This is a genomic window from Alkalihalobacillus sp. BA299 (genome assembly GCF_017745675.1).
Taxonomy (GTDB): domain Bacteria; phylum Bacillota; class Bacilli; order Bacillales; family Bacillaceae_F; genus Alkalihalobacterium.
Window position 1 is genome coordinate 332,884 of record NZ_JAFLJM010000002.1, and the last position, 24,403, is coordinate 357,286.

At 36.3% G+C, this 24,403-nt stretch carries 13 protein-coding genes; 1 reads left to right on the plus strand and 12 read right to left on the minus strand.

Annotated elements, in window-relative coordinates:
* Positions 1-203: 203 nt before the first annotated feature.
* Positions 204-2,648, minus strand: a complete 2,445-nt coding sequence (locus tag J0N78_RS04135; RefSeq protein ID WP_209121752.1) for a cell wall-binding repeat-containing protein — start codon at positions 2,646-2,648, stop codon at positions 204-206.
* Between the two features lie 254 nt (positions 2,649-2,902).
* Here J0N78_RS04135 and J0N78_RS04140 point away from each other — a divergent pair, with 254 nt between their 5' ends.
* On the plus strand, positions 2,903-4,666 hold the full coding sequence (locus J0N78_RS04140) for an N-acetylmuramoyl-L-alanine amidase (protein WP_209121753.1): 1,764 nt from the start codon (positions 2,903-2,905) through the stop codon (positions 4,664-4,666).
* Positions 4,667-4,766: 100 nt separating this feature from the next.
* On the opposite strand, the gene J0N78_RS04145 is transcribed toward J0N78_RS04140, so the two are convergent.
* From J0N78_RS04145 to J0N78_RS26105, 11 genes are all read right to left on the minus strand, one after another.
* The gene (locus J0N78_RS04145; RefSeq protein WP_209121754.1) at positions 4,767-6,905 is read right to left on the minus strand and encodes a cell wall-binding repeat-containing protein; all 2,139 of its coding nucleotides are present in this window, start codon (positions 6,903-6,905) and stop codon (positions 4,767-4,769) included.
* A gap of 191 nt (positions 6,906-7,096) precedes the next feature.
* Positions 7,097-9,295 carry an alginate lyase family protein gene (locus J0N78_RS04150; protein WP_209121755.1) on the minus strand — a complete coding sequence of 733 codons (2,199 nt, stop codon included), beginning with the start codon at positions 9,293-9,295 and terminating at the stop codon, positions 7,097-7,099.
* 169 nt (positions 9,296-9,464) lie between these two features.
* Positions 9,465-11,666, minus strand: coding sequence for a glycosyltransferase (locus J0N78_RS04155; RefSeq protein ID WP_209121756.1), 2,202 nt, complete (start codon positions 11,664-11,666; stop codon positions 9,465-9,467).
* Between the two features lie 13 nt (positions 11,667-11,679).
* The gene (locus J0N78_RS04160) at positions 11,680-14,487 is read right to left on the minus strand and encodes a glycosyltransferase family protein (RefSeq protein ID WP_209121757.1); all 2,808 of its coding nucleotides are present in this window, start codon (positions 14,485-14,487) and stop codon (positions 11,680-11,682) included.
* Positions 14,488-14,500: 13 nt separating this feature from the next.
* Positions 14,501-15,760, minus strand: coding sequence for a nucleotide sugar dehydrogenase (locus J0N78_RS04165; protein ID WP_209121758.1), 1,260 nt, complete (start codon positions 15,758-15,760; stop codon positions 14,501-14,503).
* Positions 15,761-15,773: 13 nt separating this feature from the next.
* Complete coding sequence (locus tag J0N78_RS04170; RefSeq protein WP_209121759.1) at positions 15,774-17,069, minus strand: glycosyltransferase; 1,296 nt, start codon at positions 17,067-17,069, stop codon at positions 15,774-15,776.
* A gap of 33 nt (positions 17,070-17,102) precedes the next feature.
* Positions 17,103-18,320 (minus strand): glycosyltransferase, encoded by a 1,218-nt coding sequence (locus J0N78_RS04175; protein ID WP_209121760.1) that lies wholly within the window; start codon positions 18,318-18,320, stop codon positions 17,103-17,105.
* On the minus strand, positions 18,317-19,069 hold the full coding sequence (locus tag J0N78_RS04180; protein WP_209121761.1) for an ABC transporter ATP-binding protein: 753 nt from the start codon (positions 19,067-19,069) through the stop codon (positions 18,317-18,319). The genes J0N78_RS04175 and J0N78_RS04180 overlap by 4 nt, the downstream gene beginning before the upstream one ends.
* A complete protein-coding gene (locus tag J0N78_RS04185; protein WP_209121762.1) occupies positions 19,069-19,857 on the minus strand; it encodes an ABC transporter permease in 789 nt (262 codons plus the stop codon). Before J0N78_RS04185 ends, J0N78_RS04180 begins: the two co-directional genes overlap by 1 nt.
* Before the next feature lie 144 nt (positions 19,858-20,001).
* The gene (locus J0N78_RS04190; RefSeq protein ID WP_209121763.1) at positions 20,002-22,146 is read right to left on the minus strand and encodes a cell wall-binding repeat-containing protein; all 2,145 of its coding nucleotides are present in this window, start codon (positions 22,144-22,146) and stop codon (positions 20,002-20,004) included.
* A gap of 161 nt (positions 22,147-22,307) precedes the next feature.
* The gene (locus J0N78_RS26105; RefSeq protein ID WP_209121764.1) at positions 22,308-23,840 is read right to left on the minus strand and encodes a C40 family peptidase; all 1,533 of its coding nucleotides are present in this window, start codon (positions 23,838-23,840) and stop codon (positions 22,308-22,310) included.
* Positions 23,841-24,403 lie beyond the last annotated feature (563 nt).

A 24,403-nucleotide genomic window follows, 5' to 3' on the forward strand; every position in this document is an offset into this window, starting at 1 on the left:
CGTATAATTTTCCCTTCTTTTTTACTAGCTTCTTCTTTAAGAAACTAAGACTCCAAAGGGCTTTTCCCCTTTTTACTCCATCATATTACCATAATTCACATTATGCCTATCCTCTAAACAGGGCCTTTACGTAATTTCATACTCAAAAAAGAAGCTGAACTCAATCAATGAGCCAGCTTCTTCTATCTTATTTACAGAGCTTATTAATCTACAAAAATATAGGTTGATAGTATCGTCATTGTACCAAGCTTCGATCTAAATTCATTTCCTGTGACCGTAACCGTACCTTTCGTACCCGTTAGTTTTATTTCTGCAGCACCTTGCCCTTCAGTACGAGAAATGATTTCAACCGTTTGCAGCTCTCCAATCGTTGACCACTGTTGTTCAATCACACTATAGTTGATCTTTCTTTCCCATGCATACGTTCCAGGCGGAACATAGCTTCCACCACTAGAGATTGCATTCTCCTCTGGGACAATATTCGTTCCATTTAAATTATATATGTCTTCACGTGCAGTTAAATAGGAAACGAGACTACTACCCCAAGCTCCTCGATTTGATTCAATCATGCCACCATTCGATGAGCTGTATAATGCAGAAATTAACTTTCCGTTACTATCCGTTAATACTCTTCCTTCCGTACCGCTAACTGAATTTAATATATTTTTTGCATACGTTGAGTTTTCATAGATCCCTTTATACACTTGATTCAATTGAGAATCAACGACATTTAAACTCTTCCCTGCAGCATACGTACGTGCTGCAACTGCCTGTGATTTTAAGGCTTCTACATTCCAAGATGGATATGCCTCATGCGGGACAACACCCATTAAATAGTTATGAAAACTAACTCGATTTTTTAATAAAATATTTTGATTTGAAACTTGTAAATCTAATAATCCATAATATTTTCTGCGATCGCTGCCAAACTGTACATCAGTAAAGCCATTATTTTTTGGTTTTATCGTTGCATTATGAACATTCGTTTCGATTTTCGTTTTATTCGGATCAGCTGGTTGAAAACCAGAAGAAGTAACTTCATATTCAACATTCGGTTCTAATGTTTTAATTGCTGTATTACTTAATTCTGTTTTTACAGCATCATCTATCGCTATCGTTCCACCTAAAACCGTAAATTTATGAATTTCCTTATGGCTCAAGTAATTTTTTATTGGTTCAGATAACGATTCTTTTTGCGATAATACGATTCCTTTTCCTTCTTTTGCAGCCAGTGCTGACCCAGTAAGAGCATCTACAAACCCTGTACCAGTTGCTACATAAAAGTGTTTATTCGTATTATTAAAATAGTTTTGAACTTGGACATTTGTGTCATAACGATTCGCTCCAGCTATACGGGTTAACCCGGGAAGGTCTTTAACCGCATTTTGCTCAATAACTAAAGTACCCCCAACAACGATTGTTTTCGTAGCACCTAAAGATACAATAAGCGATTTCGTTTCATTATCCAACTGGCTTTTATTCGTTAACAAAATAGGAATCCCTTGCTCGGCCGCATATGGTGCAATTGACAGCGCATCTGGGAAGTCAAACCCATTAACAATGACTACTGTTTGAGATCCGTTTGGCGCTACCTTTTTTGCAACTTCTCTAGCTGTATCTAATCTACTTTTCCCAGCAATTCGTTCGATGTCGATATTTCCAATCTTCTTAATATCACTTACTACTTCTTTTGAAATGGCTTGTTCTCCACCTAAAATAATGACTTTAGTTGCACCTAACCGAACAATTTCTGCTTTCGTTTCTTCTCTAAGTTGATTACTTTCTGTTAATAAAATTGGTGCCCCATGCTTATGTGCTAAACTGACTCCGGCAAGGGCATCTGCAAAGTTATCTCCTCTCGTAAGAACGACAATATTAGATTGATTCCAACCAATTTTACTAACGCTAACTGCTGTTTCAAAGCGGTTTTTCCCTGTTAGTCGATCTACTTGTGTTGTTGCACCTGTAACATCTGCACCATTAGGCACATGAAGCGACCAGCTTTCTTTCCCATTTCCGTTATTTAAGTTTACCGTAACTGTTTCACTATCATTATATCTTGCTGTTAAACTTGTACCAGGATAATAGTGTGAAAGAATACTTTGGTAACCTACCCCTCTATTGGCTAGCCCTTGTGCTCCCCATTGCGACATTCCAACGCGGTGACCAAATCCTCTCCCTCTAATGGTTAATTCTTTATTCGATGAGTCTGTTGAGAATAATTGAACCGTATTTTCTACAGCTTTGATCTCATTCATTCTAGGAAGCTCTGTTTCATCCTGTACAGCGACTAAGGTTAAACGGAGTTCTTGTAATGTGCTATCGGTTCTATTTATATTATAGATAACCTCTTCATTTGTAATTTCTATGACTACAGCCTCAAAACCATCTGAAACAACTAATCCAGGGCCCTTTTTAGGTAGAGACACCTGAATGGTATCTATTTCTTCATTCCACTCGATCACCATCTGACTTTCACGGTCAGTCATTACCCATTTTCCATCGTCGTCCTTTTCAAACCCGACTGTTTCAACTATATTAACGTTATCTAACTTTTCATTACCGTTTACACCATTAGAAAAAACTAGGAAACTACTAAAAATAATAAATGGAATTAAAAAGACATTAACAATCCGATTAAAGAACAATCTGCAAACCTCCTTATTGATTTAAAACACATATATTCATCTTATGACATAAAATCTTAAAATGGTACAAGATATTTCACCCATTTATGTAGATTTTCCCTTTTCTACTAACCACCTACTAGTATAGTATATAACTATACTTACTCATTTCAACAATTTACTACAAATTAGTAAAAATTGATTATGATGATCGACAATCTATTAAGTTATAATTAACATAGTATAAATCTGAGCTGACAATTAGGAGGATCTACATGCGTTTTAAATGGCCTATTATGTTTATAGCAATTATTGCTATAATGTTGACTAATCTCTTTTACGTTAATGAAGTTGTTGCAAATGAAATGAACACCAACCGAATTGCTGGTGATAATCGTATAGAAACTGCAATTAACATTTCAAAAGAAGGTTGGCCAAATGGACTTACATCGAATGAAAAGGCAGTCATCATTGCAAGATCTGATGTCCCTGCCGATGCATTAGCTAGTGCTGGGCTTTCTGGAGCAAAAGATGCTCCTATCTTATTAACTTCTTCTGCAAGTATTGATCCAAAAGTGATTTCAGAAATTAAAAGACTGAACGCTAGCAAAGTATACCTTTTAGGTGGTACGACTGCTATTGATAAAAGTGTCACTGATACGCTAATAAATGAAGGTCTTACAGTCGAACGTATTGAAGGGAAAAATCGCTTTGAAACGGCTATAAAAATTAATGATGCCGCGGGATTAGCTGAAAGTGATACGGCTTTATTAGTAAATGGTTTGACAATCGCAGATGCATTATCTGCCTCTAGTATTTCAGCCTTGCAGCAAATACCGATTTTTCTAGCTGGAAAGGATCATTTACCTTCCCAGCTCCCTAGCAATGTTAAGAATGTTACAATTTTAGGAGGTACTTCAGCGATAAGTTCAGCCGTTGAAAATCAACTAAAACAAAACGGTATTGAAACGACGCGAATTGGCGGGTCAAATCGCTTTGAAACAAACTTATTAGCGATTAATCATTTTAATTTACCTAAGGATAAAGCCATTGTGGTTAGAGGAACATCGTCTCATCCTTCAAGAGAAGATTATCCAGATGCAGTTGCATCAGCAGGTTTAGCTAAAAAGCAGAATGCAGCTGTCGTCTTAACTCACCCTACATCTGTTCGTAATGAAGTAAAGGATTTTATTTCTAACGTAACGGACACCCTATTTGTCCTAGGGGGAACACAGGCCGTTTCTCAATTCGTTGTGATGGGAATTACCGGCCAAGAGGTCATTACAAATGGTGTTGTGCTTCCTAACAGCTTGACTGTCCGCAGTAAGCCTAGCAGTTCTAGTACTAGTGTAGGTTCTCTTAGTAAAGGGGCTACCGTAGAAATTCACGGCTTTGAAGGGGACTGGGCAAAAATTAACTATAATAATACGTGGGCTTATGTTCATGCTTTTTATTTAAAAATTGCTGGGAGCAATTATCTATTATTAGGTCACACGATTGTTGTTGACCCTGGCCATGGCGGATCCTATCCAGACGGCGATCCAGGAGCTGTAGCGAACGGTTTACAAGAAAAAGACGTTGTATTAGATATTGGGTTACGCCTAGAGAAAAAGTTAAAAGAAGCTGGAGCTAATGTCGTCATGACAAGAAGAACGGATGTGTTTATTGAATTAGAGGAACGAGCTAAAATCGCTAACGAAGCGAACGCTAATTCTTTTGTCAGTGTTCATGCCAATGCTGTTAATATATCTTCAGTACACGGCAGCGAAACATTTTGGAATGAAAAGAATAGCAACTCAGCCGAAAGTAAAGAGCTTGCTGAAAAAATTCAAGAAAGATTCGCTTACATTGTCAAGAACAAGGATCGTGGTGTAAAAGAGGCTAATTTTTCAGTTACACGTAACTCTGAGATGCCTGCTGTACTTGTAGAAGTTGGATTTTTAACAAACGAAACTGAAGCAGAACGCATGAAAACGAGCCAATTTAGAGAAGAATCAGCTGAAGCGATTTATCAAGGGATATTAGATTTTTATAGGTAAAGTTATTGAAAAAGGGTCGGAAATCCGACCCTTTTATAATTTATTATTATTTTTCAAAAGCCTATACCTTTATCCTTTATATCAACTTCTAACTCTCCCATTAGTTTAAACTTGTTTTTTCCATGTTTTGCAGCCCATCATAATATCCTCGATAATTAATGATACGGTCGATATCCCAGGCAACTGTGCTGTTAATCGCAACAGGGCCTCCTAATATATGAAACGAGAGTACAGAATTATTATTACTCACTTTTCTATCAATATAATTTTCAGTAGGCACAGGAAGTTTATTGGACTGGACTAATACCATAATCATATCTTTTTTTGCAGCCAGGTTAGCTCCAGCTAAGGCATCTCTAAAGTTTTCACCTGAAGCAAATAGTAATTTTTCGCCACTCTCATTAAAGTAATCGTTAATTTGAATCGCTGTATCGTATCGACTGCTGCCTGAGATGCGGACCGGATTTTTTAATTGTTTAAGCACATTATTTGAAATGGCCAATTCTCCGCCAAGTACAATAGCATTCGTATAACTAATGCTATTTAAATAATCTAATGAATCTTCTGGAATACTGTTTTGTTTCACTAAAATTATAGGTATCCCGTTTTGACTTGCAAATGGGGCCACGGCTAAAGCATCAGGAAAATTTTCTCCCGAAGCAATAATAACTTCACTAGATTTCCTTTCTAGTGCACGATTAATCATAGTGTTTGTTTCGTAGCGATTTTTTCCTTCTATTCGATGGATCGTAAATTCTTTTTCTAATTCATCTTCCACTGTTTCAGAAATCGCTACTTTACCGCCAAGAAGAACAATATCAGTAACCTCAAACTCTTGAAGTGAAGCGAGTAGTTGTTCATCGAGTAGATTAGGATTAGTTAGAAGCAATGGCGCATTTAACTGGTAAGCTAGTGTTGTTCCAGTTAAAGAGTCTGGGAAGGATTGGTTAGTCGATAGGACAGCAAAATTTCCTTCCTTGTCATTTAACGTCGCTAAGTTTACTCCTTCTCCCCATCCAGTTTTTGCAATTTCAACTGAAGTTTGCACCGAATTTTTCCCGTAAATTCGATTCTTTTGCTCGATTAAATTCAATGAATTTTTCACATCAATGGCACCAGAACCTAATAATCCAAAATGAGAGTTTAGGGAAATTGCAGCTTCTTTCATGATTTGACGAATTTGAAGGTCTATAAGTGATGGTTGATGTGCTTTCAGCAAAGCTGCAAGGGAAGAAACATAGGGTGCAGACATGCTCGTCCCTCTTGCTGAACTATATAATTTACTATTGTCGTGCCACGTACTATAAACGTTTTCCCCAGGAGCTACTACTTCAATTTCTGCCCCATAATTAGAAAAACTCGCTTTTTCATTTGTAGTGCTATCCATAGCAGCAACCGCAGTTACTTCCTTAAATGCAGCTGGGTACGCAACCCGCTCTTGTCCATCATTACCTGCAGCAGCAAACATCAGCACATCATTTTCATAGGCATACTTTACCGCATCATGTACATATTCTGAATAGTCATAGAAACCTAAACTCATGTTAATAATTTCTGCCCCATTATCTACGGCATAGATGATAGCTTCTTTTAATTCGAGAGTAGTTCCTTTATTTTGATGAAAGACTTTTAATGGCATAATTTCTACCATTCCTTTTGAAATGGAGGCTATTCCAGTATTATTATTTGTTTGAGCCCCGATAATGCCAGCAACATGCGTCCCATGTCCATCATAATCAATGGGCAATCCTTCAGTAATAAAGTTTTTTCCATTTATTAAAGAGTTCTTTAGATCTGGGTGATCTAGCTTTACCCCACTATCAATGACTGCCACCTTGATTTTTTTCTGTGGTTTGTAGTTATCCCATGCTTCGACTACTCTCAATCTATTAAAATCTATTTCTTGCGATTTAAACTTCGGGTCATTTGGTATTGATAAAGTGAACAAAGGTTGTTCTTTTTCAACGGAAATTACAGAGTTATCTTTTTCTACTTCTTTAATCCAAAGGTCAACCTCTGTAGTAGGCAATTCTATAATTTCGTATATATTATCAGTTACCTTTTGTTCTACTTGTTCTGCTTTATGAAATAAATCCACATTATTTTCTATAGAAGAATCTTTATAATAAACGATGACTCTCGTCTTGTCTTCTGCATTTATTCCTTCAGCTAAACTAATATCATTGAAGTTATAAAGAAAGATCATTATAAATAATAAACTGAGTATATATTTTTTCATTAATTAATCTCCTTTTAACTAGCAAAGTACTTTAATTATATAGGAGTAATCCAATAATAACTATACATATTAATTGGATTTTAATTGTAAACTCATATAAATTTTGGCTTTCTAATTATCAATTTGGAGTATTATCAGTCAATTATCAATTTCTTTTGGCAACAAAAAAGCGCTTCATAGAGCGCTAAAAATTAATTAAGAATATTAAAAGTAGTTATAACTTCCGCATTGTCTGTATCGAATTCAACTATAATCGTGTTTGTTGGTATAGGTTCTTTAATCCCTTTAAAGAACCAACCTAGAATTTGCGGCTTCTCCTGCCCATACACACTGTTGATATTTAGCGAAGTCTCTGAAGAAAATGAAATAGTCATTACTTGTTTTCCGTCTCTATACAACTCTGCATTTTCCCCGTTAATTTCTATTTCAATGTCTGGTGCTAGATGCCACAGTAATTTGTAGTTATGATGAGGTCCCTTAGAAACAATATCATCATTAACGACAATTTGATTTTCATTTTTCAAATGGGTTACTTTTCGAGTATGTGTAACATTTTCGTACCGGTCATTTACACCAGTCGCTGATGAGTAATTATCCGTTATCTCATAATCAGATAAATACGTCTGGTCGACTTTCCCGTCTACTCGAGGCAATCCTTCATTATCAACAATAAGTGTGTTGTGTGCAAACGAAGAGTATGCATATTCAGTGTAAGGATCTTGATAATCATAACCATTCGGCCCTGACTCCATAATGATATCCCCATCCGAATAAATCCATAAATTTAATTCATCTGAATGCTTATGATAGGACGTGTGATATGCTGCGACAAAAAGAATGTACGTTGCTTTTTCTTTTAACGTCCACGCGTCTCTAAATATCGCATAGCCAGACTCTTTAAATACTTTATCAATGGTATCTGGCGGGGTGCCTTCTGCTCCAGTAGTTCTGGAATACGTATAATGTGGACTTTCGCTCCATAGTATCGATGATGGAGTATCTGATAAAAAGGTGTCGCCAATCGACGGAAATTGCCCATCTGGCTTGATTATGAAAGTCGCATAATCGACCATATTATTATAAGTTTCAATATAATAACTTGAAAGCTCATCATTATCTGCTGCACCATAATAATGATGATATTTGAGCAACGCATTGGCAATTAATTGATTATATGATGGTGAATGTTCTAGGTGAACACCTTCATCCGAAATAATGTAAGCGAAGTAGTCTTTAAGCCGCTTATTAGCAAACTCTTTATAGGTCTCTGATTTATGGAGATTATTGAAATAATCACCAAAAACGAGTAGTGCTTCATCCTGGAACATACCATGATTTGTATTTCTTGAGTAAAAATAATCTCTTAAGAGAAGATCTGCATGCGTAACCATGTTAGAAAGAAGATACTGTAATGTTTCTTCCTCTAGAATATCTTTTGATGCATCAAAAAAGTTAACCCACGATACTAACCTTCGAGCAGTTGTCTCATCATGCCAAGCCATAGCATCTGAAGGGTCATCCAATGGATTTTTTTCAATCCAGTCTTCAATAATTTCTTGACCTTTCAATAGATATTTTGTATCTCCCGTCTCTCGAAATGCTTCAACTAAATCATAAATGAAAAAGTGCCCATGTAAAGACCTCATATATGACCGGGTATTGGAGGGGTTTTCGTCCCATGTTATTCCGTTTGTATAATCAAATTCACCAAAAGGCGGAATACTAAAAATTCCTTCTAGCATTTGATCAGAGGCTAAAAGATATTCCCTTCTATTAACTGGTCCATAAAAGAACGGGCGAATATAACTTAAGTTTTCTGCGGAATCCCTTTTTAAATAATAGTCAAAATCAATATCGGCTATATTGGGGTTTTCTACTTCCTTCACTTCGTGCTTTTTAATAAAGCCCGTTCGGTTACTTAGATTAATCTTATACCAATCCCCGTCTTCATCGAGTATAGGATATTCTATTCCTTCTAAAAGAGTAGCAATCGGTAGAGCGCCCTTTGTATTTTCACTGAAAACCTGTGTATCATTTAACATAATAACCGTTTTATTAGATGTGGCTGTTTCAGTAATTTCTATATCTATTTCAGTGTTAGTTACTAAATCGACATCTTCATTATTTATATAACCGTAATGATTTCCAAAATTAACTTTATACCAGTTATCTTCAACTTGTATAAACGGGAATTCCTGACCATGTTCAAGATTTGCTACAGGTACTCGCTTATTTAATGTTTCAATATTAACAGCTGTTGGAGTATGAACTCTCAACAACTTTTCACTGTCAGGATTTTGTCCATCATTAACACCCTCATTATAGGCACATCCCATTAAGCCAAACAAAACAAAGAGTCCCAGTAACAACCACTTCCCTTTATATTTCATCTTCTCACCTCTTAATTCCTGTAGAAAGACGTAGGAGGATCATCTATGTACATTATTTACACAAAAGTGAAGTGTCACACACCCCTCCTACGATATATACAAGACCCTTATCTGGTATATATATCGTGTTACTGCGAGGAGCGCAGACACTTATCAATCAGCCTCTTACTTAATTTTCCATTAATTGTCTAATTAATACATCCCATTGATTGCAGATTATTTCTTTATCATAATTATTTCTAATAAATTCTTTAAGTTCTGTTTCCGTTTGCTTACGTTCATTTAATTCTTGAGCGTCTTTTACAATAGATACTGCTTCGTCGACATTAGTAAAAATATACTCATTTGGGTAAAGGTCTTCTGACCCATACCAGTTTCTTATGACGGGAATAGCTCCAGATGCCATTCCTTCAGCCACAGCTAAATGAAAGCTTTCCGAATCACTCGTGGATAAAACAAAACCAATTTTCTTAAACCATTCCGAAACGTCACTGCCCCAACCGTCAAAAACAACCGAATTGGCCCAAGGACTTTGATTAAGCTTTTTAAAGATATTTAAATAATAGTTTCTCTCTTCAGTCCTATTCCAAAGCCAACCATATTCATTAGGAAGCTTACCTTTTACATAGAGCGTATACCTAGGATCCTTTAACCACAGTTGCTCAAAAATCTCTAGTGCCATTTCAAGTCGCTTTAATTTAGGGGAAACTCCCATAAACCCGAGGTTAAATTCATAACCAGGAAGCTTTGATTTATTGAGAATTTTTGCATCTACAACATTATAAATAAGTTCAATTTTACTATCTGGAAGATTAAGTGACGGCATGATTTCCGATTTAGGAATATTCGAGATAAACACCAATTTATTGACATTTTTCCAAACAATCTTTTGTGGGTATGGTGTGTTTTTTTCCTGATTGTGCATTCTAATCAGCATTTTTTGCCGTTTTAATTTCTTCTTGGAATACCAAACGGCATTACCAAGGCCCCACTCACATAAAATAACATCTGCCCACTTTAATAATTTATTACTTTCATATTGATCATGTTGGTTATGTCCAGTCCATTTGTCTAGTCTTACATCATAATCTGGATGGAGAGAAAAATAGTTAATAATAAGCTTTGCAAACTTCAAATCATGACCGGCTATTAATAACCTTATTTTATTTTTTTCATTTTCTTTAAGGTATTTCTTAATATGCTTGGTTTCTTCAATCAACGGCTTTAAATATCCGAAAATATTGGAAAAAGTGTGCTTTTCACTAATTCTTAATATCTTTTCTGCAGCCTTTCTGTAAGCTTCTGCATCCGTAAAAGCAAGATTTACTTTTTCCATAAACTCTTGTTTAGAATTTGCATATAAAGGATAGTCTTCACCAAATAGTTTTTCATGCAAATAATTTCTATTAAGAATAACTGGCTTGCCATGCAATCCGTATTCTAATACTTTCGTTGATAGTTCTTTACTGTCATCTAAAGCTTCATCTCTCCAAGATACACCGACGTCACATTCATTAATTAGGTCTTGTACTTGCCCTCTACTTAAGCCCTTTTTCCAGATGACGTTTTTTGTATTTTCTAAATACGCCGTCACCTTCTGGTCATAACCTTCTTCGAACGGGTAATTATGAAATTTATCTCCAGCTACAACAAAGCTGTAATTTTCATTTCCGATCTCTGAAAAAGCTTGAAACATTTCTGGAGCCTTCCAATAAGGACCGAATTTACCGACATACACCAATTTATTATGTTTATTTTCTAATAAATCCATCTCTATTTTCAAATTTGGGATCATTGGCGGTAAATACAGAAATTTCGAATCCTCTTTAACATCTAATAGCTCTTTGAAATAGTTAATCAAGTCAGGAGTTTGACAAGCTAATTTATTCGAATTTTTATAGATGGAAATCAGATCACTTAAGTGTGTTTCTGTTACCTCTTCCTGCTTTTGCGGGAAATCTGTAATGTAGAACCATGTTCTATTCGAATAAAGATGGTTATAGGCAATCTCCTTCGATAGTTCAAAGCCGCGAACAATGAAAAAATCATAATTGAGTTTTTTATCAAGGTTGGAGATGATTTCGCCAGCATATTTCACTTCGAGCCTTTGTGCAATCTTCCACCTTTGTTCCTTAATACTTAGCTTTAATTTTTTAAAGTCCTCTCCCCAAGGGTCGAGAATCGTGACGTTGTCATATGCTTGCAAATTTTTGATTAGTTTGTCATTGATGATTGGTCTTTTTAATAACAATGTTGGATGAACATTTTTTCCCTGAGCTAACGTTTCGACAATTGATGTTACCCATATTGCTGAACCGTCAATAATATTTAAATCGATATCAGCATAGATTAAAGGTCTATAAGTTTCCACTATTTATCCCTCTTTAAATGACGATTTTCTGTAGTACATTTTCTTTTTCAGTGTCAGGAAGTTGTTCAACATTGCTTACAAAATTATATGGATGGATCGAGAACATTTTTAATCCGTAATTAAATAAATTAGCTAACGTCTCTTCGTTATTGACAAGGTTACTAATGGTAAAGTCATGCTTTTTAAAGACGGCAGCATTGATTAAACACGCATCCACTCGAACACTATTCGTAAATGTGTAATCTTTTTCTACATCTTTAGATAAGATTTCATTTTTTGTTTCATCATAATAGAAGTAAGCTCTTTTTCCAATCACTTCACAGTCAGTATAAATAACTGCATGAACCAAATCCTTTAAAAAGTTAGGTCCATAATAGTTGTTAGGGGTAAACAAAGAAATATAATCAAATTCATTTACCTTTTCACCCATATGATCATCGATATCCTTAACATTCTTTACATAGATAATGTCAACATTCTCTTCTTCTTGCAACTCATGAATGTTCTGTTCATCATCTAAAACAAAGTAAAATATTGTTAGTGATAACTCTTTCATTTCTTGAAGTTTGACCATTTCTAATACTTTTTCAGCATCACTTTTTGTTTTTACAACACTAATGACATGCACCTTAAATTGATATGGTTTATCAACAGATATTCCACTCTTAGTCGCTATTTCATATAAGCGCTCGGCATAGGTATGTTTTTCAAACACTTCCCTCATTCCGATAATCTCATTTTTCGTTCTCCAGTTTGCATTAAAAAGGGCCTTCTGAATTTGCTCTTTTGCTTCGGCTTCACTTTTTACGATTGGGACAATCCCTTCGAACATCGTTTCTATACCTTTAGAGTAAGTACTAACTACTGTCGTCCCACATCCCAATAACTCAAAAACCCTGCGTGAAAACATCGTTTTCGATTCTTGCACCGAGTTTACATTTAAAAATACCTTGTATCTTTTGTATTCGCGGACCAATTCACTATAGGGCTTGGATCCAATGACATGTTTCTGAAACCTCTCTGGGTACATGAAATGCTCGTTTTGCTTACCATCCGGAAAATAATTTCGATCATAAATTTCCAAATCATATTCACGTGCTGCATCTAGCAGCTCTTCCTGATCCTTCTTTCGGTCTTCATGACGGTTTGCATAATATGAACCAGCAAAACAGACACTTTTTTCCTTATAGCCCGAGCTTTTTATCGGATTGTGTAGCTGCGGTTGAGCTGCAAATGGTAACGAATAAACTTTGTCATGCCCACACGCTTCTTTGTATTTTGGTATGCACATTTCATCAGTTGTAAAGATGACATCGAATTTTTTCGCAGTATCAATAAATTTATCATAATGGATTGGGTCTTCTTTATTCCAAAATACTGTCGCTATATTCTTTTGTTTGCAATAAGCTAAAATATCATTCAACTCGTTTGCTTGGGCAATATTATATTTACCAATTTTATACTGCCAAGACCCTCCGTTTCCTTTCCAAGCGGATTCGACTAATAATAGGTTAGGATGTTCGTATGAAAATACTTCTCTCCAATTATCCGGTCTAAAAGTAATCAACTTACAGTCATGTTTGAACGATTGGTATGAAAAATCATCTAATATAGCGGCTACTCTTAACTGTTTAATAGAGGATGGCGAAGCGTATAATCCTGTCAAATATAATGGATTTAAACTTAGCTCAGCAACCCCCGTTAAAAATTTGCTGCTAACATCACCGTATGGCGAACGTGGGATTGGTGATAATTTATATGGTAAGTTAATTAAACGATAAGTTCTTTTTTTTCGCTTAATTTTTCTTTTTACCCCACCCCCAATTGTTCGCATTACTCGATACGAATTGATTGGAATCAACCAAGGTTTTTTTAGTGCATCTGTAAAAAGAGACATAATTTTATATTTTGTCGATTGCTGTATCACCGTTAATCGATTAATAAGATATTTAAGATTTTTATCTCTGTCACTTAGCGCAACACTTGCACGGGAAGCGTACTCTTTAAAACTTTTCTCCAAGATTGAATGTTCTGTCTTTAAGTGCTCAATTTCAATTTCTAACCTTTTTCTTACTTCTTCGTTTTCAAACGCTTTAACATGCTCGTATAACTCTTTTCTTATATCTTTGCCAGTGATTTTTTCTTTATCTAATTGTGCTGTTAATTGCCTGATTGTTTCTTCTTTATGTTCTAATTCCGTTAAATAACTAAGCTTAGTTTGCTGGAATTCTTTTTCTGCTTCCGCCAAAACTTGTAAATCAACATTAGTTAAAGCCCCGTGAATCACTTTCTCCCGCTTATGAGCACTAAAACAAAAGGACTCCCCAACAATCTTTATTTCTGATAAGTTAAAATATGGATACATGTTTGACATTATGGTTGTTAATTGGATATTACTTTGTGCTTGGTCAGGTCTAGGTTCTAATAAAGGAGTTATGACAACAATTTTCCCTTCTCTATTGAGTAAGTCCCAAACTCTTTGAAACAACCTCTCCTGTTGCCCAATATTATTAATAACGTTAATTAATACGGCAGTATCAAAGGTTCTACTCTTTAAGTCTATTGTAAGAATACTCCCTTTTTCAGAGGAGATATTGGATGGCATGTCCTCTGAAATCGGCAAATCGATATGATCCTGAACAAGATTTAAAACTTGATACCCTTCTCTATCTAATATTAATGGTAATTTAGAGTGATCACCTTCCGTAATAACAGATTCTCCATAAATCTCTTGGGTAATCCAACGGAAAAGACCTTGAGAAAAGCTATTCTTTTCGAGTGTCACTTCTGTATTCTCATTAATTCGATTTATTATTTTCATAAACTACACCTCTTTAGTTATTAGAACCGTTTCGAATTAATGTAAAGCCTTTTTTAGTAAGTTCTGAACAATTTAATATATTTCTTGTATCATAAACATTAGCACTGCTCATCTTTTCTTTCACTAAGTTAAAGTCTATCTCCTTAAAAGCATTATGATCCGTAAGCACCACTAATAAGTCTGAGCCGTCAACCGCCTCTTCAAGAGTTTCAACCTTACCATCCATTTCTTGTTTTACTAGTGGATCATAAATTTTTATTTGAATATTGTTATTTTTCTTTAGCTCTTTTATTACTTCAAGAGAAGGACTCTCTCTCATATCATCAATATTTCCTTTAAATGCAAGTCCTAAAATTGTAACTACCGGATTTACAATTTCTTTAACAATACTTTGCGCCTTATAAGCAACGTGAACTGGCGTTGTTTCATTTATATCACGAGACATAGAAATCAACTTTGATTCCTCTGGTGCTTGTTCGATAATAAACCACGGATCAACAGCAATACAATGTCCCCCTACACCTGGTCCTGGCTTATGAATATTTACACGTGGGTGGCAATTAGCTAAATCGATTGCTTCCCATACGTTAAATCCAACTTTCTCGGCAATTCTCGCTAGTTCATTAGCAAAAGCAATATTAACATCTCGGTACGTATTTTCCATGAGTTTAACCATTTCAGCTGTTGTTGAATCAGTGACATGAATGGTCCCCTTAACGAATTTTTTATACAAATCAACCGTCAATTGGGATGATTTCTCATTGATTCCTCCTACAATACGATCATTTGAAACAAGTTCTTCAAATAGCTTTCCTGGTAACACGCGTTCAGGAGAGTGAGAAATAAATACCTCTTCTCCAATTACTAAACCGCTTCTCTCTAATATTGGGATTAAAACATTTTCAACAGTTTTCGGTGGAACAGTTGATTCTAATATGACTAAATTGCCACTCTTTACATACGGCAAAATCATTTCAGTTGCACTTGCCACATAGTCTAAATTAGCAGTTTTATCTCCTTTAATTGGCGTAGGAACGGCAATAATGTACGCATCTGCATGTTCCGGCTCAGTAGAAAATGTTAAATTCCCCGCATCTATAACTTCAACCATCATTTCGATTAAACCAGGCTCTTCAATGTGTAATTCCTTTTCCTGCAACATTTTAACTACTTTATCATTAACATCGACACCATGCACCTTCACACCATGTTTAGCAAACATAACAGCTGTTGGTAAACCTATATATCCAAGTCCCATTACACAAAGTTTCATTTTTCTTTCTCCTTTATTTTAAAAAGTTATAAATTTTATGAAGCTTTCCTTCTTCTATATCCCAATGGTGAAGTAAAGCAGCTTCTTTTGTATTTCCTTGTAATTCCTTATATAGTTCTTCATTATTGATTAATGTATTAATCGATTTTGCTACCATTTCAAGATCATCTGGATTAACTATTAACCCGATATGACTTGATGAAACGACCTTCCTAATTTCAGGTAGATCACTTGCCACTACTGGAAGTCCAGCCATTAAATATTCATGAATTTTATTCGAACAAGCTGAGTAATGATTAAAACAAGTATTTTGCAGTAGCTGCATTCCTATATCAGCAGATGCGGTATAGGTTAATAGTTCTTCGTTTGGAACAGCGTCGATAAATCTTGTTCGGTCTTCTACCTTTAATTCTTTTGCTAATGCTATGATTTTAGGTTTCAAAGAACCATTTCCTAAAAAAATAAAAATTCCTTTAGGAACAAGTGGAATACAACGTATGATATTTTCAAGGCCTCTATCTCGTTGAATGCCTCCTTGATAGAGAACTATCGGTTCATCTATGCTGATATTGCATTGTTTTCGAAGTTTATCTGTTTTTGAAACATATTGTAGTGGCGGTACGTTTCTTATAACCGTTGGAACCGGAATATTGTACTGCTCGCTAAAAAATTCAGCCCTCGTATCATTTGTAGTAATAACGTGATCCACTCTTCTAATTAAAAAGCTTTCTATCTTTGTCCAAAGCCTTTTATTTTTCCACCCTGCTCGGTCTGTTGAGACTTCATGAGCATCATATACAATTTTTGCACCTTTTATTTTAGCGACTAAATATGTCGGGACTAATGTATTTAAATCATGTGCATGATATATTGTAGCATCTTGTTTCATCGCATATAAAAAAAAACGAATATTAATCATTGTTTTTGGAATCAACCCGTAAACAGATTTAAGGATCGATCTTATCCTTTTTTTTATAGGATTTGATTTCTTTTCGGTATTTATGTGATGAACATGATTTGATTTGATACTATTGGAAGAAGGTACTTGACTCAGTTCTTTCTTTTTTAAAATCGTTCTATCGATGCGAATAATATTTATACTATCTTTTTCCTCATGTTTCTTTGTTCTTTTCGGTTCAAAGACAGCGATAACTGTCACCTTTTTCCCAAGCTTAATTAAGCTTTTCGCTTCCTTCGTAACTCTTGCATCTGTCTCGAATGTATTCCAGACTACCATACACACTTTATCAGCTGTGGAGTGTTTTTCTTCATTACTTTTGCGATGTTCTGAAATAAATCGTTTAAACATACTTTTATTAACACTCCTTTTTCAAGCACTCAATCATGATAAGCTTTTATAAGCGTTGACTAGCTTTTGCCCTTCTTCTTCCCAAGTAATCAAGGTTCTTTTTTTACGACAAGTTTCTTTATAAAAATCATAATTTTCCATTATATATTCGATTCCACGTTTTATTTCTGCTGGACTTTCCTCAACACATATTCCAATCTCCTCAGGCTCGATGATATAGCTTTTTCCAGGGTGGTTTGAGGCTACCATCGGAATGCCAGCTAATAAATATTCAAAGATCTTATTAGGTGTTGATAAATAGTTGTTTAGGCTATTATTCTGGTACATGACCAAGCCGATATCAGCCTGTTTCGTGTACCAGAGTATATCCGCAGAAGGAACTTGATCATGAAAAAACACCCTCGCAGATAAACCGAGTTGGAGAACAGCGTCAACCAAGTTCTGCTTTATTGTTCCCTCACCCAACAACACTAACTTATAATGGTCGGGCAACTCCTTTAGCGCTTGAATACAATCTTCTATTCCGCGATTAGGGTTCATCCCGCCTTGATAAATTAAGATAATATCATCATCAGTTAGATTGAACTTTTCCCTCCAGTAATTCTTCGACAGTTCTTCCACTAGTTTGGCTTTTTCTACTAATGGGATGTTTTGAATAACTGTTGTCGGCACTTGCCCATAGCGGGTTTCAAACTCCGCTTTGACATATGGATTAACGACAATTAAATGATCGATTTTCTTCATTAGAGATCTCTCTAATTTGTAGCCAATCTTTTGATCAAATGCTGTCCTACCTGCCATTTCATTATATAGTTCATGTGAATCATAAATTAGCTTTGCTTCCTTGTCTTTTGACAGCCAATGTCCTATTGGCAATGTATTTAAATCATGGCAATGGATGACATCAACATTTTGGTTGCTTAAGCTTTGTTTTATTTTATTATAAAAGGCTTTCGTCACCGCCACTTCTTTCACTAACTTGATCATCGGAGATCGAACGATTGCCTTGATCATGTTCACTTTTCTGCTGCTTGTTGCTGTGCCGCTTCCATTCATCTTCATCTTTGCTGACTTTGTGAATAAAGCCAGTCTGCGGATAACGATATTCCCATGTAAGGAAGGCAATGTTTTTTCATGCTCCTTAACGCAAAAAATCGTGACTTGATATCCCCCTTCAGCTAAGGCTATTGCTTCTCGCTGCACTCTAGCATCATAAAGAATGTCTTTGAAAAGTACCATCACGACGTTCATTTTTGCGGCTTCCTTTTCATGAACTCCTCATATTTCGCAACAATTTCATTCGTACCGCCCACATCATATTGTTCGCCAAGGTGAATCCAAACGACTCGATCACAGATACTTCTTACAAGACTGGCAGAGTGTGAAATTAGGATCACCGTTCGATTGTCTTTGATTTTCTTCAAAATTGCATCCTTGCACTTTCGTTGGAATGCACTGTCACCAACCCCCAATACTTCATCAATGAGAAGGATTTCAGGATCTAACGTAATAGCTGTTGAGAAAGCCAATCTTGATTTCATCCCTGAGGAATAGGTTCTGACAGGCTTATAAACGAAATCGCCTAACTCTGAGAACTCAACGATTTCATCTAGTAAAGCATCTATTTCATGTTTTTTTCTGCCTAATAGGAGCCCATTTAAATAGATGTTTTCAATTCCCGATAATTCAGGCTGAAAACCAGCTCCAAGTGAAAGAAGCACTGGGCGCGGGCCCTTCACTTTAAATTCGCCTTTATCTGGGAGCATAATCCCACTTAAAATTTTAAGAAGTGTACTTTTTCCAGAACCATTTCTGCCGACAATCCCTAACACTTCACCTGAACGCACGTCAAAATTTATCCCTTTTAATGCCCAAAATTCCTTTTTGTCTTTTTTTAACAATGACTTTAAAGGCTTTTCTTGGTTTTCGGGGTAAGAGACCCATATATCTTTCAATTCAATAACTGTATTTTCAACTATATTTTCAACTGTATTTTCCATTAGATCACCTTAGCATAATGATTTTCATACTTGGTTAATACTTTAAGACTATATAATAAAATGAAAACCGAAATTATAAATAGTACTAATAACGAATTCCATTGTGGTGGCTGCTGATATAAAAAGATATTTCGATACGATGTAATCAATGTCGTTAGTGGATTTAAATATAAAAAGGCAGCAAGCTTTTCTGGTACCCTTGAAATATCGTACATGACTGGCGATAAGTAAAACAACGTTCTACTGATATACTGCATCATATTTTTGATGTCCTTTATATAAACGCCAATATGAGCAAGAAGGATCATAGCTCCTAATAAAAAGATCATATGAATAAAGATAATAACAAAATAAAATATAATATTTACAGAAAAATCCACGCCGTATACCGCTAAAAAGATAAACATTACGATCGAGCCAATGAAAAACTTAACTGTATTTACTGCTAGTCTTACAGTTATAAAGATTATTTTTGGCACATAAACTTGCTGAATAATTCCTCTTTTCGATGTAATGGCATTCGCGCCATCAACCAGGCATGAAGTCGTCCACTTTAATGGTATTAAAGCTGTAAATAAAAAGACCGCATAATCTTCGCCGCCCCTTTGTAAAATAACTTGTACAAGTAGGTAAAACATTAACATGTATAATAGAGGGTCAATAATCCACCATAGAAACCCAAAATACGTACGTGCGTTATTAGCCTTAAAGTCAGCTATAATAAAATGTTTAATTAAGTCCCTATGATTAATTAAGTCAGAAATAACATTCCTAAGCATACTTACCATTCGTAAACTCCAATCATCTTAATGATAAAAATCCTTACTAATATTAACACAGTTATAAAAAAGATAGAATAGACAAAAATTAGATTAAGAAGTTTTACAAATTTCTACCCTGTAGAATAGAAATTTGTATACTTTTGTCTATTATTATTTACTTAATATTCTCCTTACTTCTGATTGTATGACCTGTTGTCCCCCTAAGAAATAAAGGTGTTTTGTACTTTCATCGTTCAATTCCATCCAACTTTTAATCGATGGTGGAACTTGATTTCCTGATGTTAATAAAACCGGAGCCGATTTCGCTGCTGCAACGGAAGACCCAGGAAGCGCATCAATAAAGCTATTTCCACTCGCAAAAAATACTTCTTCTAAAATGAAATCTTCTTTATATTTATTCACAATTTCGACACTAGTCGCATAACGATCTGACCCAGCTACTCTCTCAATATGACTTATTCCCAAGTTTTCCAATTCTAAAATGACACTATCGGAAATTGCAGTTTCCCCTCCAATAATCGTAACCTTACTTATATTATAGTCAATGATGAACTTTTTTAATGTCGAAGGGAGACTTTTTTGTTCTGTAAAAAGAATTGGTATTTGTTTTTTAGCCGCATAAGGGGCAATCGAAAGCGCATCAGGTGAGTTACTATCTCCTGTTGCTAGAAAGATCTCATTACCTTCAACTGTACTTTCAGCAATTTGAACGGCTGTATCGTAGCGATTAGCCCCTGATATTCTCGTTATGATGTACCCCATCTTTTCTAATTCTTGCTCTACTTGTGTGCTAACAGCCGTTTCTCCACCAACGATGATGATTTCCTTAGGATTTAATCGCGTTAATTCAGCTTTGATTTCCGCGGGGATTTTTGATGGGGTTACGAGTAATAATGGAGCATTGTGTTTTTTAGCTAATACACTACTTGTCAATGCATCAACGGCTACATCTCCGCGCCCGATGACAACGGTATTGGCATTTTCCCAAGCATAATTCGATATCACTGCACTTGTTGCATAGCGATTGGCACCATGAAGCTCTGATATTTGCTTTCTAGCAACAAACGGTTTGATCCAGCTTTCATATTCATTCCAAATTTCAGGGTTCTCTTGCCCAAGTGCCCAGCTTCCTGTCCCTTTTAAGTTGTATTTATGGACTAACTTTACCTTTTCTTGTAGGGATGTCGCATTTTCATACCAGATGGTGTAATTCCCTGGGCTTAATGTTCGGCTTCCAAGCTGATAGGGTGATGGAATCGTTACTTCAGCACGGGGTGATTGGGCTTGGGTGTCATATGAAACTTTTCCATTAAACGCTTGTATGAGATGCTCCACCTGACTTTTCGTTATTCCTTTCCCGCCTTCATTTAACGGCTCTCCTTCGACCCAATATCTCCCGAAAAATGGTAGGCCTAACACTACTTTTTCAGGTGGAGCGTGTTTAAGCACTTCAATAATTGACCGCTCTACCCAAGGCAGACTAGCAACTGGACCTGCCCCCTGCGGTGAGCCTTGATAACTTTCATCATACGCCATCACCATAAGGTAGTCAGAGTGTTCGGCTAACGCCTTATAGTCATACATCCCATGCCAGCCTATTGACCATGCATTAGGATTCGCTGCAACTGCGACAGAAACTTCTTTGTCTTCAGGTAATTGCGCTCTTAACATTTTTACTAAATCGGTGAAAGCTTCTTTATCGTCTTCATTTAAACCTTCAATATCAACATTTATTCCATCTAAATCATAGTAGTTAATGGTATCAACAATTTGTGAGACTAACAGTTCACGATTTTGTAGTGCCGCTCTTCCTTGATCTCGATTCCAATGGTTACTTAGGAAGGGAACGACTTTTACACCGCGTTGTTTCATTTCTTTTACAAATTGTTCTGGGAATGGCTGCGGAAGCTTTAAGGTTCCATCATTATTTAAGTTAAAATAACTCGGTGATACAACTTGAACCGTTCCCTTCGTTCGGTCGACAAATTGAACTTGCTGCGTTGTCGTTCCAAAATACAAATAAGACATTGTAAAATCAGCTGCCATTACTTCTGTTCTTTCCACCGGAAGTGTCATGAATAAACCCGTTCCAACGACCACGGAAATCGATGTAATTTTAACATTCTGGTACTTTTGCTTAATAATGAATTTAACATCATCGAGCAGGTCATTTTTTTCTTCTTTCAGCTTGGATAAAAACTCTAATGAGAATTCTGTCGTTTCAGGTGATAAGTAGACGACCAGTTGATAACCAAATTCCTGTTCGATTAATTTCGTTTTCACTATTCTTTCCATAGGAGCCTCCGAATGCAGTTGTACTTGTTAAATGTTAGTATGCTGCATTGAAAGTTTGTTCTATTCTTTATCCGTTTAATCTTTATTGAGCTTTGTGCTCAACAACAAATGCACCCTGATGTTTTCCTATCAGGATGCATTTGGTATGTTTTATGCAATTTTTAATGGATTTTTTTCGCCCCTAAATACCGCGGAGCCCAATAGCTATTGTTCATGCTCGCCACGATGACACCTGTTGATGAGCCACTATGAATAAACTGATTATTACCTATGTATATCCCGTTATGGGAAGGACCTTTTGCGATCGTTTCAAAGAATACGAGGTCACCCACACTAGGCTTGTCCACAGATGTTCCTGCACTCCACTGCTGTGCCACTGTACGTGGTACATTCATTTCTTGTTGTTTAAAGACATATTGCACGAAGCCACTGCAGTCAAATCCACTTGGTGTAGTACCGCCCCATAAGTAAGGTGTTCCGACTAACTCAGCTGCATCGGCAAGAAGGTTCATGACCTGGAACCCTTGCTGCGTTTGTTGTGCAGGTGTCTGCGTTGAAGCTGGTTGTTGTGCGGTCTGCTTTGGTTGCTCTACTGTTCGTGCAGGTACTGTCGTGTTAGATGTTGTTGTGCCGGTATTAGATTGTGTTGGTGCTGGCTGTGTTGCAGTCGTGTTATTGTTCGCTGGCGTATTATTGCTTGTTGATGTATTTGTACTCGTATTGGCTGTCGTCGGTTGTGACGTATTTACCGCTTGCTCGAGTGCTCTAAATGTTTGCGATCCTGCTATCCCATCTACGGTTAGACGTTGGCTTTGCTGAAACGAGAGCACCGCGACTTCCGTAATACTGCCAAAGTAGCCTGTAACTTCATGATTAAAGTGCCCTAACCTTTTTAATGACTCTTGTAACTCTTTTACTTGCGTCCCACTTGAGCCCACTCGCAGTACTCGTGCAGGGAGCTGTACATTCCCAATTGGTTGGTTATTGTTTACGTTTTGATTTGACGACGTGGCTGTTGGTGTTTGTGTTGATACAGTTGATGATCGGGACGGTTCATTCTGTGTAGATGCTGGTGCTTTTGGATCCGTTGGCTGTTGTCCTCCGCTTGTATCAAGTAAGTGAGCGATTGTTTGTCGTCCTGCAATGCCATCGACAGTTAAACGGTTCTTTTTCTGGTACTCTTGAACTGCGCTTTGTGTGATGCGGCCGTAATAGCCTGTAACTTCGTGTTTAAAATGTCCGGCTGCTTTTAATAATTGCTGTAGTTCTGTCACGGCTTGTCCTTGTGAACCTGCACGAACCAGCCCTGTTGTTTGCGCAAGTACAGAGCTGGTTGTCGTAGTCGTCGCTGATGCGACCTTCGTCTTCGGTGCACTGAACTGCGTAGTTGAATTGAGAAGTAGATTGAGTGTGTTTGTATTTGCTATTCCGGTCGTTTGAATGCCATGTGTTTTTTGAAATTGCTTGACGGCTTCTTCTGTTATCGTTCCGTAATAACCCGTAGCTGTATGGTAATTAAAGTAGCCTTTGTTTTTTAGCACCTCTTGTAATTCTTTAACATCCGGATGACTCATTCCTTTTTTTAACGGCTGGTCACCAAGTGCCGCATCGACAACTAACGGTGCCGTTAATACTATTCCTGTCGCAAATGTAGAAGAAATAACCGCTTTTTTCACAGCCGACGTTGTACCCATTTTTTAATCCTCCCTGAAAACCTTTTAATAGATTTATAGAGTATTAGCATTTAATTTTTACAATATTCTGCATTCTATTTACATATCGGCACAATTCGCCTTATCTTTTATTATAATGTGAAAATTTTGGTAGTAGGTTACAGGAATGTTACAAAAAAGGAGAAAGGGTGCAGACATCTTTGGCGCTTTAACGCGCTGGTTGCGCCTGACACCCCTTCGATTAAAAGAGTGACTCTATTTCTCGATCATTTTGAGCTACTTTTAATAAGATTAGGTACACTAAAGCTGAATTGAGACACTTTTTTAGAATGCCGACTACCTTCGCAAGCTAACATTTGCTATTTTAGCACTTTTCCCTACTTTTTGATGACAATAATCTAGCAAAAATTATAGTTCGGGAAGAGTTATTATCAACTTTTGCGGGTTTATTTTCAACTTCGGCTAAAATATTTTCAACTTTACCTGTTTTATTTTCAACTTTATAGTTTTTATTTTCAACTTCGGCTCATTTATCGATTTCTCGACAGCGCCAAATAAAATTCGACACGCTTTACTTACCAACT

Excerpts from the sequence above, each read along its gene's own strand:
- J0N78_RS04165 (WP_209121758.1), bottom strand. The coding sequence starts at position 15,760 with ATGAAACTTTGTGTAATGGGACTTGGATATATAGGTTTACCAACAGCT.
- J0N78_RS04160 (WP_209121757.1), bottom strand. The coding sequence starts at position 14,487 with ATGAAAATAATAAATCGAATTAATGAGAATACAGAAGTGACACTCGAA.
- J0N78_RS04150 (WP_209121755.1), bottom strand. The coding sequence starts at position 9,295 with ATGAAATATAAAGGGAAGTGGTTGTTACTGGGACTCTTTGTTTTGTTT.
- J0N78_RS04185 (WP_209121762.1), bottom strand. The coding sequence starts at position 19,857 with ATGGTAAGTATGCTTAGGAATGTTATTTCTGACTTAATTAATCATAGG.
- J0N78_RS04140 (WP_209121753.1), top strand. The coding sequence starts at position 2,903 with ATGCGTTTTAAATGGCCTATTATGTTTATAGCAATTATTGCTATAATG.
- J0N78_RS04175 (WP_209121760.1), bottom strand. The coding sequence starts at position 18,320 with ATGAACGTCGTGATGGTACTTTTCAAAGACATTCTTTATGATGCTAGA.
- J0N78_RS26105 (WP_209121764.1), bottom strand. The coding sequence starts at position 23,840 with ATGGGTACAACGTCGGCTGTGAAAAAAGCGGTTATTTCTTCTACATTT.
- J0N78_RS04170 (WP_209121759.1), bottom strand. The coding sequence starts at position 17,069 with ATGTTTAAACGATTTATTTCAGAACATCGCAAAAGTAATGAAGAAAAA.
- J0N78_RS04190 (WP_209121763.1), bottom strand. The coding sequence starts at position 22,146 with ATGGAAAGAATAGTGAAAACGAAATTAATCGAACAGGAATTTGGTTAT.
- J0N78_RS04145 (WP_209121754.1), bottom strand. The coding sequence starts at position 6,905 with ATGAAAAAATATATACTCAGTTTATTATTTATAATGATCTTTCTTTAT.
- J0N78_RS04180 (WP_209121761.1), bottom strand. The coding sequence starts at position 19,069 with ATGGAAAATACAGTTGAAAATATAGTTGAAAATACAGTTATTGAATTG.